Below are 12,169 nucleotides of genomic sequence, written 5' to 3' on the forward strand. Positions count from 1 at the left end.
CCGGCGTTTCCATGGCTGCCTGCACCGCCAAGGAGACCAAGTCCGCGGATTCGAGCACCAAGGCGGCGTCCGAGATCACCGTCAACGCCTCCGACACCGAGTGCAAGCTGTCGGGCACGCAGGCCGCCACCGGGCCGAGCACGTTCGTCATCACCAACAACGGCACCAAGGTCACCGAGTTCTACGTGTACGGCGAGGGCGAGCGGGTGATGGGTGAGGTCGAGAACATCTCCCCCGGACTGCAGCGCAAGCTGGTCGTCCAGCTCGCCGAGCCCGGCACCTACAAGACGGCGTGCAAGCCCGGCATGATCGGCGACGGCATCCGCAACGATTTCACCGTGACCGGTAACGCCGTCGCGGTCGACGAAAAGGGCGAGTTCAAGGAAGCCAGCGAAAGCTACAAGCGCTACGTCAACAGCCAGACCGACGCCCTGATCCCGGCCACCCAGGTGTTCGTCGACGCCGTCAAGAAGGGTGACGTCGCGGCGGCCAAGGCGCAGTACCCGATCGCGCGCACCTACTACGAGCGCATCGAGCCGGTGGCCGAGTCGTTCCCCAACGACCTCGACCCGCGCATCGACCTTCGTGAGGCCGATCTGGAGCCCGGCCAGAAGTGGACCGGCTTCCACGCGCTGGAGAAGCAGCTGTGGGTCACCGGCCTGCAGCCCGACGCCGGCGCCCTGGCCGACCAGCTGATGGCCGACGTCAAGGAGCTCAACGACGGCGTCAAGGCCCCGGACTGGACCATCGACTCCACCCAGATCGCCGGTGGCGCACAGGGTCTGCTCGACGAGATCGCGGCAAGCAAGATCAGCGGTGAAGAGGACATCTTCAGCCACACCGACCTGTGGGATTTCGACGCCAACGTCCAGGGTTCGCAGACCGCGGTGGCCTCGGTCCGCCCGATCCTGGACAGCCGCAATGCCGAGCTGGGCAAGCAGGTCGACAAGGGCTTCGCCGATGTCGAGGCATTGCTGGCCAAGTACCGCAAGGGTGACGGGTTCGTGCTCTACGACACGGTGACCGAACCTCAGCGCCAAGAACTTTCACGCGCGATCGACGCGCTGAGCAAGAATGTGAGCCAGGTGCAGGGTGTCATCGCTCCCCAGTAATCCGGACGAGGCGAAGGTGGAACAACCGACTCGGCCTGTTGCGCCAGGTCTGTCTCGACGCAAACTGTTCGGTGCGGCCGGCGTGACCGCCGCGGTGGTCGGCGCGGCCGGCGCCGGGGCGCTGGCCGGGCGGGCCTCGGCGGCCGACACACACCTCGGCGGCATGGACAAGCCGGTGCCGTTCCGCGGTGAACACCAGGCCGGGATCGTCACCCCGGCCCAGGACCGGATGCACTTCGCGACATTCGACGTCACGACCGAATCCAAGGCCGATCTCGTCGCCATGCTCAAAGAGTGGACGGGCATGGCCGAGCGGATGACCGAGGGCCACGAGACCGTCCACGACGGGGCCGTCGGACTCAATCCCTATGCCCCGCCGTCAGATACCGGTGAGGCACTGGGTCTGCCCGCCTCGCAGCTGACGCTCACCATCGGGTTCGGCCCGTCGTTCTTCCTCAAGGATGGCAAGGACCGCTTCGGCATTGCCGGCCAGAAGCCCGCGCTGCTGGAGAACCTGCCGAAGTTCCCCAACGAGACGATGGACCCCGCCCGCTGCGGTGGCGACATCGTCGTCCAGGCCTGCGCGAACGACCCCCAGGTCGCGGTGCACGCCATCCGCAACCTGGCCCGGGTCGGGTTCGGCACGGTGGCGGTGCGCTACTCCCAGCTGGGCTTCGGCCGCACCTCGTCGACCACCCGTGAGCAGGCCACCCCGCGAAACCTGTTCGGGTTCAAGGACGGAACCAACAACATCAAGGCCGAGGACACCGATACCCTGCGCGACCAGGTGTGGGTGGAAAAGGGCGACGGACCGGACTGGATGACCGGCGGCAGCTACATGATCAGCCGCCGAATCCGGATGCGCATCGAATCCTGGGACCGCACAACACTTCTCGAGCAGGAACGGGTGATCGGCCGGCAGAAGGGCACCGGCGCGCCGAACGGGCTCAAGCAGGAGTTCGAGGAGCTCAACCTCGACATCGTCGACGACAAGAACACCCCGCTGATCGACGTCGACGCCCACGTGCGGCTGGCATCGCATCAGCACCTCAACGGCATCCGGATCCTGCGCCGCGGCTACAACTTCACCGACGGGTCAGACGGGTTCGGGCATCTGGACGCCGGGCTGTTCTTCATCGCGTTCGTGCGCAACCCGGCGACTCAGTTCATCCCCATGCAGATGGAACTGGCTCGCCGTGACGCGCTCAACGAGTACATCACCCACAACGGCAGCGCGATCTTCGCCATCCCGCCGGGCCTGCACGACGGCGACTACTGGGGTTCGACGCTGTTCGGCTGATCGGCCGGCTCGTCCAGATCGACGTCGTCGACCGCGAGTTCGGGCACGTCGAATCCTTCGTCGCCCGAGTCCACGAGCACGATGTCGACATCGTCGAGCAGGTCGTCGTCCCCGGACACCACGTCGGGCACCAGCGGCAGCTCAAGTGGTTCGCCGGCCGGCTCATCGATTAGGGCAGGCCAATGCCTGCGCCACTCGTCGGCGCTGACCGCACCCAGCGGCGCGGCCACGTCGAGCTGGCTGGGCACATCGGCGTCACGCCGGTTCGCCGCGATCGCGCGTTCGACGGCGCGCACGGTGTCCATGAACACCAGAACCTCGGTGCGCAGCTCGTTTTCGGCATCCTTCTCGGCCGCCACCGTGACCGTCACGATCGACGCCGGGATGAACTCCGCGGGTAGCCCGGCGTTCAGCACCCGCGCAATCACCTTCTGCGCCAACGCAAGAGCGGGCTGGCCGGTCGGGACCTCGTCGACGCAGGACACGCGTTTGCTCGTCTCGAGCGCCTTGCGTTCCTCCCACTGGGCGAGCTGGTCCTCCAGCGAGATCGACTCGCCGGCCAACACCGCGGGCACCCGGTGGCCGAGCTTACGCACCAACGCGTCGGCGACATCGTCGATGGTGAACGCCTTGTGCGACGCCTCTTCGGCGATCCGGGCGTGAAACAGCACCTGCAGCAACACATCTCCGAGCTCGTCGCGCAACTCGTGGAGGTCGCCGCCGCGGACCGCGTCGAACAGCTCGTAGGTCTCCTCGAGCAGGTAACGCCGCAGCGAGTCGTGGGTCTGTTCGCTCTCCCACGGGCCTGCGGTGCGCAGCTTGTCCATGATCGCCACCGCATCGACCAGCCGCTCACCGGGCTGCGGATCCGGTGCGGCGATCAGCCGCTCCCCGGCGGCCAACCGGGCCCGCACCTCGGGGTGCTGACGATCGGAGGAGAGCAGCACCGGAGCGTCCTCGCCGGTGAAGACCGGCCGCGCCGATGGCAGCGACCACGGCACTTTGACCGGCATCTCCTCGGTGTATTGCACATCGCCGCCGAGCAGTTCGACCGCATCGACGGGCACCATTGACGGGCGGCGCGGATCGACCAGGATGACGGTCACCGCTCTCCCTTCTGCGCGCCGGCCGGTAGATGCGTCGTTATATCAAGCTCGCCGTGCGGCTGTCCGTCAAGTGCGAGAAGCAGATCGGCGACCATCTGCACCAGTTCCAGGTCCCGGATCCGCGGGGCGCCGACCCCGCCGCCCGATCGGGGAATCGGCACCGTCACCGTCGAGGTCGTCGCGCGATAGCCGGCGCCGGGATACACCCGCTTCAGGCGCAGCTGCGCCGAATCGGGAAGCGTCATCGGCGACACACGAATCGTTGTGGCAGAACCACTTCCGGTGGCGGCCACCTCGGTCACCCCGTAGCCGCGGCACAGCAGCCGCAGCCGCGCCACCGCCAGCAGGCGCTGGGCGGGCTCGGGCAGCGGACCGTAGCGGTCGGTCAGCTCCTCCACCACCGACGCGATGCCCGCATCGTCGGCCGCGGCGGCCAGCCTGCGATAGGCCTCCAGCCGCAGGCGGTCACTCGCGATATAGTCCGGCGGCAGATGGGCGTCGACCGGCAGGTCGATGCGCACATCCTTGGGTTCTTCGGCGGTGGTGACCATCTTTCCGTCGGCCGCGGCCCGATACGCCTCAACCGCCTCGCCCACCAGCCGGACATACAGGTCGAATCCGACGCCGGCGACGTGACCGGACTGCTCGACACCGAGCACATTGCCCGCGCCGCGAATCTCCAAGTCTTTCAACGCCACTGCCATACCCGCACCGAGTTCGTTGTTCTGCGCGATGGTCGCCAGCCGGTCGTAGGCGGTCTCGGTGAGCGGCATCTCCTTGGGGTACAGGAAGTAGGCATAGCCGCGCTCACGGCTGCGGCCGACGCGCCCGCGCAGCTGGTGGAGCTGGGACAGGCCGAAGGTGTCGGCGCGTTCGACGATGAGCGTGTTGGCATTCGAGATGTCCAGGCCGGTCTCGACGATCGTGGTGCAGACCAGGATGTCGTACTCCCGGTTCCAGAACCCTTCGACCGTGCGCTCCAACAGCTCTTCGGGCATCTGGCCGTGCGCGACCACCACTCGCGCCTCGGGCACCAGCTGACGCACGCGCGCGGCCGCGTTGTCGATGCTGGCGACCCGGTTGTGGATGTAGAACGCCTGCCCGTCGCGCAGGAGCTCGCGGCGCAGCGCGGCGGCGACCTGCTTGTCGTCGTGCCCGCCGACGTAGGTCAGCACCGGGTAGCGCTCCTCGGGCGGGGTGAGGATGGTCGACATCTCCCGGATGCCGGCCAGGCTCATCTCCAGCGTCCGTGGGATCGGGGTGGCGCTCATCGTCAGCACGTCGACGTGGGTGCGCAGGCTCTTGATGTGTTCCTTGTGCTCCACACCGAAACGCTGTTCCTCGTCGACCACCACGAGGCCGAGGTCCTTCCAGCGCACCGCGGTCTGCAGCAGCCGGTGCGTGCCGATCACGATGTCGACGCTGCCGTCGGCCATCCCTTCGACGACCGCGCGCGATTCGGCGGGATCGGTGAACCGCGACAGGCCTTTCACGGTTACCGGGAACCCGGCCATCCGCGCGGTGAACGTCTGCAGATGCTGGTCGGCCAGCAGTGTGGTGGGCACCAGGACCGCAACCTGCTTGCCGTCCTGCACGGCCTTGAACGCCGCCCGCACCGCGATCTCGGTCTTGCCGTAGCCGACGTCACCGCAGATCACCCGGTCCATCGGGACCGGCTTTTCCATATCGCTCTTGACCTCGTGGATGGCGGTCAGCTGGTCGATGGTCTCGGTGAAGCCGAACGCGTCCTCCATCTCGGCCTGCCACGGGGTGTCCGGGCCGAAGGCGTGCCCGGGGGCGGCCTGGCGCTTGGCGTAGAGCGTGACCAGCTCGCTGGCGATTTCGCGAACCGCCTTGCGCGCCTTGGTTTTCGTGTTCGTCCAGTCGCTGCCGCCGAGCTTGCTCAGGCTGGGTTCCTGGCCGCCGACATAGCGGGACAGCTGATCCAGGGAGTCCATCGGCACGAACAGCTTGTCCGAGCCGCCACCGCGCTTGGCCGAGGCGTACTCCAGCACCAGGTATTCGCGGCGCGCCCCACCGACCGTGCGCTCGACCATCTCGACGAACCGGCCGATGCCGTGCTGGTCGTGCACCACCAGATCACCGGCGGTCAGCGCCAGCGGGTCGACGGTGTTGCGGCGTTTGGCGGCCAGCCGCTTGCCTTCGGTGGCGGTCACCCGGTTGCCGGTGAGGTCGGTCTCGGTGATCACCACCAGATTGGCGCCGGGCACGATGATGCCGTCGTGCAGCGGACCCTTGAGCACGCCGACCACACCCGGCTTGGGGGCCTGGCCGGATTCGAGCATGGCGGCCGGCGTATCCCGCTCGCCGAGCTGCTCGACGACCCGGTGCGCGGTACCGGTGCCCGGCGCCACGACTGCGGCGTTGCCGCCGGTGAGGACGTGGGCGCGCAGCATCGCGAAGATCTCGTCGACGTTGCTCTGCTGCCCCCGCGCTGACGGCGCCGGCCGCACGTCGAGTTCGGTGGCGTCCTCGGCGGCGAGCTGGCTCAACGTCCACCACGGGTGGCCGGCGGCGCGGGCAGCCTCGCGCACCTCGTCGAGCTCTCGGAACCCGGACCCGCCGAGTTCTTCGACGTCGATCGGGGCGTCCCCGCCGATCGCGGCCACCGACCAGGACGCCTCGAGGAATTCCCGGCCGGTCTTGATCAGGTCGGCCGCGCGGGTGCGCACCTTCTCCGGGTCGCACACCAGCAGCGGGGTGCCATCGGGCAGGTGATCGATGAGCAGAGTCAGCTCGTCGGGCCGCAGCACCGGCTGCAGCGCTTCCATCCCGTCGACGGGAATGCCCTCGGCCAGCTTGGCCAGCATGTCGCCGACGCTGCCGCTGACCTGGTTGTCCTCGCCCCGCGGCCGGCCGGCGAGCAGTGCGGCGGCGTGCGTGCGGACCTCGTCGGTGAGCAGCAGCTCGCGGCACGGCACCGCGATCACGGCGTCGACGTCGATCTCGGGGATCGAGCGCTGGTCGGCCACCGAGAACATCCGCATCTCGCTGACTTCGTCACCCCAGAACTCGACACGAACCGGGTGCTCGGCGGTTGGCGGGAACAGGTCCAGAATGCCGCCGCGAACGGCGAATTCGCCACGCTTGCCGACCATGTCGACCCGGGTGTAGGCCAATTCGACCAGCCGCGCGATCAGCTGATCGAAGTCGAACTCGGCGCCGGGTACCAAGGTCACCGGCTCGATGTCGGCCACGTCAGGCGCCATCGGCTGCAGCAACGAGCGCACCGTGGTGACCACCACGCGCAGCGGTGGACCCAGCCGGGCATCGTCGGGGTGGGCCAGCCGGCGCAGCAGCATCAGCCGCGCGCCGACGGTGTCCACGCCGGGCGACAGCCGCTCGTGCGGCAGCGTCTCCCAGGACGGGAACATCGCCGCGGCGTCACCGAAGACACCGCGCAGCTCGGCGGTCAGGTCGTCGGCCACCCGGCCGGTCGCGGTGACCACCAGCAGCGGGCCGCCCCGGGCCAGCGCGCACGCGGTGTACAGCTGCGAACTCGCCGGTCCGACCAGGGTGAGTTCTGCCGGACGTTCGGCGGCGCGCTCGGTGAGTTGGACGAACTCCGGCGCCGTCAGCGCCAAATCCACCAGCCCCGCGATCGGGGTCTGGACATACTGGTGCCCCGGTGCGGTCATGATCCCCCCATTCTAGGCAAGACCACCGAAGACGTTGCGGCGGGCCGCGATTCGCCCGTCCGCTGTGACGCAGGTCGCGCCGCGGCTATTCGCCGCTGGCCGCCCTGAGGCTGGCGACCTTGAAACCGGGTTCGGGAATGCCCTCGGGGAAGCGCTCCAGCGCCACTACGGCGAGGCGGGCCAGGCGTTGCAGCGACTCGACGACGCTGGGGTCCGGCTGGCCTGGCCGTGCCCAATACACCCCGATCGCACCCACCGGATCGGGCCCCAGCATCGGAACCATGACCAGGCTGCGCACGAACGTCGGGCGGTAGGCCTCCTGCGGGATACGAAGGTCCCGTCGCGTGTCGGGGATCGTCACCGCCGCGCGGTGGATCATCGCCCAGCCGCTGATGCAGTCCGAGACCGGGAAGCGTTGTCCCTTCCACAGCGGACTCATCGAATCCTCGTCCGCGTAGTAACACATATCGTGGTCCAGCAGCACGAAGGTCGCACCGTGCGCATCGGCGAGCCGGCGCGCGGCAACCTTCACCACCTGCTGGACGTCCTCGAGCCGCTCGGCGGCCATCAGCCGAGCCCTGATCTGGTCGAAAATCTCCCCATTGCCGACCACTGCGTCGTCCCCTCCTGTCAGCCCCCGACAGCTCTGTGCGACGTTCGATGCATTATCGCAGCTTTTCGCCGCTATTCGCCTTCCAACTGGGGATCGGCTTCCAGATGGGTCAGCCCGTTCCACATCAGGTTCACCAGATGGGCGGCGACCATTTCCTTCTTCGGCTCCCGGGTGTCCAGCCACCATTGCGCGGTCATCGACACCGAACCGACCAAAGCCTGGGCATAGAGCGGGGCCAGCCCGGGGTCCAATCCGCGGCGGGCGAAGTCGCCGGCCAGGATCGAAGACACCTGGCCGACGGCGTCGTTGAGCAGGCTGGAGTAGGTACCGGTGCTGATCGCGGCCGGCGAGTCGCGAATCAGGATGCGGAAGCCGTCGGTGCGTTCCTCGACGTAGGTCAGCAGCGCCAGGGCCACCCGCTCGACGCGCACCCGGGAGCGGTTGTTGGTCAGCGACGACGTGATGCCGTCGAGCAATGCCGACATCTCGCGGTCGACGACCACGGCGTACAGGCCCTCTTTGCCGCCGAAGTGCTCGTAGACCACGGGCTTGGAGACGTTGGCGCGCTGGGCGATCTCCTCGATCGAGGTGCCTTCGTAACCGCGCTCGGCGAACAGGGTTCGGGCCACGTCGATCAGCTGGCGCCGGCGCTCGGTGCCAGTCATCCGAGCCCGCGGCGCCTTCGGCTCCTTCTCCGGTGCTGCCACGGCTTGAGAGTATCGGCTTGCACTAGAGTCTCAGGCGGACATTTCGGCCAGTCCGTCGTGGTGTAATCGGCAGCACCTCTGATTTTGGTTCAGATAGTTCAGGTTCGAGTCCTGGCGACGGAGCAGATGGAGGTCTCAATGACCACACATACCGATGCCGCCGTCCTGGTTCTGGCGGCCGGGGCCGGAACCCGGATGCGTTCGGAAACCCCCAAGGTGCTGCACACCCTCGGCGGTCGCAGCATGCTCGCCCACGCCCTGCACGCGGTGGCCAAGGTCGCGCCCCAGCATCTGGTCGCGGTTCTCGGCAAGGACCGCGAGCGCATCGCCCCGGTGGTCGCCGGGCTGGCCGAGGAATTGGGCCGCACCATCGAGGTGGCGGTCCAGGACCAACAGTTGGGCACCGGGCACGCGGTGCTGTGCGGCCTGTCCGGGCTGCCCGACGATTTCGCCGGGACCGTGGTGGTGACGTCGGGTGACGTGCCGCTGCTGGACGCCGAAACCCTGGCCGAGCTGATCGCGATCCACCGCGGCCAGCACGCGGCGGCGACCATCGTGACCACGACGCTGCCCAACTCGACCGGCTACGGCCGGGTCCTGCGCACGCAGGACGGCGAGGTCATCGCGATCGTCGAGGAGACCGACGCCACCCCGCAGCAGCGCGCGATCCGCGAGGTCAACGCCGGCGTGTATGCCTTCGACATCACCGAGCTGCGCTCAGCGCTGAGCCGGCTGTCCTCCGACAACGCCCAGCACGAGCTCTACCTGACCGACGTGATCTCGATCCTGCGCGAGGCCCATCGCGTGGTGCACGCCAAGCACGTCGACGACGCGGCCCTGGTCGCCGGGGTCAACGACCGGGTGCAGCTCTCCGAGCTGGCCCGCGAACTCAACCGCCGCGTGGTGGCCGCCCACCAGCGCGCCGGTGTCACCGTGATCGACCCGATGTCCACCTGGATCGACGTCGACGTCACCATCGGCGGCGACACCGTGATCCGGCCCGGCACCCAGCTGCTCGGCGCCACCCGCATCGGCGCCCGCTGCGAGATCGGGCCGGACACCACGCTCACCGACGTCAGCGTGGGCGACGAGGCCTCCGTGGTCCGCACTCACGGCAGCGACTCGGCGATCGGCGACCGGGCGACCGTCGGACCGTTCACCTTCCTGCGCCCCGGCACCGAGCTCGGGGCGGCCGGCAAGCTCGGGACCTTCGTCGAGACCAAGAACGCGGTGATCGGGGCGGGCACCAAGGTTCCGCACCTGACCTATGTCGGCGACGCCGACATCGGCGAGCACAGCAATATCGGCGCCTCCAGCGTGTTCGTCAACTACGACGGTGAGAACAAGAGCCGCACCACGATCGGCTCGCACGTGCGCACCGGCTCGGACACCATGTTCGTCGCCCCGGTCACGGTCGGCGACGGTGCCTACACGGGTGCGGGCACCGTGGTGCGCGAGGACGTGCCGCCCGGCGCGCTTGCCGTCTCGGCCGGACCCCAGCGCAATGTCGAGGACTGGGTGCTGCGCAAGCGCCCCGGCAGCGCCGCAGCGGAGGCTGCCGCCAGGGCCAAGCAGGCCGAGTCGGACGACGCATCCGAGTGATCGGCGTCGCCAGATGTTGCCTTTTTGGTAACCCGGGGACCTAGCACCGTACGATTGGCCCGTATCGATCTCCGACCGGCAAGGGCAGCACACAGTGGGCACGGACTGGACCGACAACCGCAAAAACCTGATGCTCTTCTCGGGCCGCGCGCACCCGGAGTTGGCCGAGCAGGTCGCCAAAGAGCTCGACATCGAGGTCACCGCGCAGACCGCACGAGACTTCGCCAACGGCGAGATCTTCGTCCGCTTCGACGAATCAGTCCGTGGCTGCGACGCTTTCGTCCTGCAGTCGCATCCCGCGCCGCTGAACAAGTGGCTGATGGAACAGCTGATCATGATCGACGCGCTCAAGCGCGGCAGCGCCAAGCGCATCACCGCGATCCTGCCGTTCTATCCCTACGCCCGCCAGGACAAGAAGCACCGCGGCCGCGAGCCGATCTCGGCCCGCCTGGTCGCCGACCTCTACAAGACCGCGGGTGCGGACCGCATCGTCACCGTGGACCTGCACACCGACCAGATCCAGGGCTTCTTCGACGGCCCGGTCGACCACATGCGCGCCCAGCCGCTGCTGACCGGCTACATCAGGGACAACTACAACTGCGAGAACGTCGTGGTGGTCTCGCCGGACTCCGGCCGGGTGCGGGTGGCCGAGAAGTGGGCCGACGCGCTGGGCGGCACGCCGCTGGCGTTCATCCACAAGACCCGCGACCCCAAGGTCCCCAACCAGGTGAAGTCCAACCGGGTCGTCGGTGACGTGGCGGGCAAGACCTGCGTGCTGACCGACGACATGATCGACACCGGCGGCACCATCGCCGGCGCGGTCAAGCTACTGCACGACGACGGCGCCAAGGACGTCATCATCGCCGCCACCCACGGCGTGCTGTCCGACCCGGCCCGGGAACGGCTCGCCGACAGCGGTGCCCGCGAGGTGATCGTCACCAACACCCTGCCGATCGACGACGCCAAGCGCTTCCCGCAGTTGACGGTGCTCTCCATCGCCCCGCTGCTGGCCCGCACCATCCGCGCGGTCTTCGAAAACGGTTCGGTGACAGGCCTTTTCGACGGAGACGCGTAGTTGTCGAGCACCATCTACCACAACCCGCGCTGCAGCACCTCCCGCAAGACTCTGGACCTGCTGCGCGACAACGGCATTGAGCCCACCGTCGTCGAATATCTGAAGACGCCGCCGTCACGGGCCGAGATCGCCAAGCTGATCGCCGATGCCGGTATCGACGTGCGCACGGCGGTCCGCAAGCGTGAATCGCTCTACTCAGAGCTGAATCTCGCCGATGCCGGTGACGACGAACTGCTCGACGCGATGGCGGCCAACCCGATCCTCATCGAGCGGCCGTTCGTGGTGACGCCCAAGGGCACCCGCTTGGCCCGGCCGATCGAATCGGTACACGAAATTCTGTGAAAGCGCGTCGCGCAGCCCTTCTTCTCGCGCTGGCCATGATCGTGGCGGCGTGCGGGTCGAAGCCGCCGGACTACTCCTCGGTGTGGTCGACCCCCGCAACGACAACGACAACCGCGGCGGCGGCGCCCACCAGCTCCGACGCCCCCCTGCCGATCGTCGAATTCCTCTACGGCCATCAGGTTGTCGGTGAGCAGGTTCCGCTGGACAAGCTCACCGACATCGCGGTGACGCTCGTGGCGCCGCCAGGCTGGATCAGGCCCGCCAAGACGAACTTCTCCCCCGGCACCGAGGTCATCGCAAAGCCTGGCACCGATTCGTTGGCGACGGTGATCGTGCTGAAGCTCAGCGGCAACTTCGATGTCGGTGAGGCGCTCAAACATGCCAACGTCGACGCCGAAAAGTCGAAGAACTTCACCAAACTCAACGCCTCGACCGCCGACTTCGACGGGTTCCCGTCCTCGATGATCGAGGGCAGCTACGACACCGACACCAAGCGGCTGCACACTTACCGCCGCGTGGTCATCCCGGTGACCGCGGCCTTCCAGCGCTATCTGGTGCTGTTCTCGGTGACGACGGCGGCTGACCAGACCGTGACCCAAGCCGGCGACGTCGAGGCGATCATCAAAGGCTTCTCGGTCAAGCTGAAGTAGGCG

At 68.0% G+C, this 12,169-nt stretch carries 10 protein-coding genes and 1 tRNA gene; 7 read left to right on the top strand and 4 right to left on the bottom strand.

What is annotated here, in order from left to right:
- The first annotated feature begins 11 nt into the window (after window positions 1-11).
- Entirely contained in the window at window positions 12-1,112 is a 1,101-nt protein-coding gene (gene efeO / locus EV580_RS09770) for an iron uptake system protein EfeO (protein ID WP_255496897.1), read from the top strand.
- Between the two features lie 16 nt (window positions 1,113-1,128).
- Window positions 1,129-2,412: an iron uptake transporter deferrochelatase/peroxidase subunit gene (gene efeB, locus EV580_RS09775; protein WP_133690810.1), complete on the top strand. Its 1,284-nt coding sequence runs from the start codon at window positions 1,129-1,131 to the stop codon at window positions 2,410-2,412.
- Here efeB and EV580_RS09780 read toward each other — a convergent pair.
- The 4 genes from EV580_RS09780 to EV580_RS09795 form a co-directional block, all read right to left on the bottom strand.
- Window positions 2,385-3,518, bottom strand: a complete 1,134-nt coding sequence (locus EV580_RS09780) for a nucleoside triphosphate pyrophosphohydrolase (protein ID WP_133690811.1) — start codon at window positions 3,516-3,518, stop codon at window positions 2,385-2,387. The two genes, efeB and EV580_RS09780, sit on opposite strands and share 28 nt — an antisense overlap.
- On the bottom strand, window positions 3,515-7,177 hold the full coding sequence (mfd, locus tag EV580_RS09785) for a transcription-repair coupling factor (RefSeq protein ID WP_133690812.1): 3,663 nt from the start codon (window positions 7,175-7,177) through the stop codon (window positions 3,515-3,517). Before mfd ends, EV580_RS09780 begins: the two co-directional genes overlap by 4 nt.
- A gap of 85 nt (window positions 7,178-7,262) precedes the next feature.
- Complete coding sequence (locus EV580_RS09790) at window positions 7,263-7,790, bottom strand: GAF domain-containing protein (RefSeq protein ID WP_133690813.1); 528 nt, start codon at window positions 7,788-7,790, stop codon at window positions 7,263-7,265.
- 71 nt (window positions 7,791-7,861) lie between these two features.
- Window positions 7,862-8,455, bottom strand: coding sequence for a TetR/AcrR family transcriptional regulator (locus EV580_RS09795; RefSeq protein WP_036420722.1), 594 nt, complete (start codon window positions 8,453-8,455; stop codon window positions 7,862-7,864).
- 93 nt (window positions 8,456-8,548) lie between these two features.
- Here EV580_RS09795 and EV580_RS09800 point away from each other — a divergent pair.
- The 5 genes from EV580_RS09800 to EV580_RS09820 all read left to right on the top strand — a co-directional run bounded on the left by EV580_RS09800 (window position 8,549) and on the right by EV580_RS09820 (window position 12,166).
- Window positions 8,549-8,620 (top strand) — tRNA-Gln (locus EV580_RS09800).
- Between the two features lie 15 nt (window positions 8,621-8,635).
- A complete protein-coding gene (glmU, locus tag EV580_RS09805) occupies window positions 8,636-10,099 on the top strand; it encodes a bifunctional UDP-N-acetylglucosamine diphosphorylase/glucosamine-1-phosphate N-acetyltransferase GlmU (RefSeq protein ID WP_133690814.1) in 1,464 nt (487 codons plus the stop codon).
- Between the two features lie 94 nt (window positions 10,100-10,193).
- A complete protein-coding gene (locus EV580_RS09810) occupies window positions 10,194-11,174 on the top strand; it encodes a ribose-phosphate diphosphokinase (RefSeq protein WP_133690815.1) in 981 nt (326 codons plus the stop codon).
- On the top strand, window positions 11,175-11,516 hold the full coding sequence (gene arsC / locus EV580_RS09815; protein WP_133690816.1) for an arsenate reductase (glutaredoxin): 342 nt from the start codon (window positions 11,175-11,177) through the stop codon (window positions 11,514-11,516).
- Entirely contained in the window at window positions 11,513-12,166 is a 654-nt protein-coding gene (locus EV580_RS09820; protein WP_286171510.1) for an LpqN/LpqT family lipoprotein, read from the top strand. Before arsC ends, EV580_RS09820 begins: the two co-directional genes overlap by 4 nt.
- Window positions 12,167-12,169: the final 3 nt, after the last annotated feature.

Origin of the sequence: Mycobacterium sp. BK086 (assembly GCA_004362315.1) — a bacterium.
Classification (GTDB): Bacteria; Actinomycetota; Actinomycetes; order Mycobacteriales; family Mycobacteriaceae; genus Mycobacterium.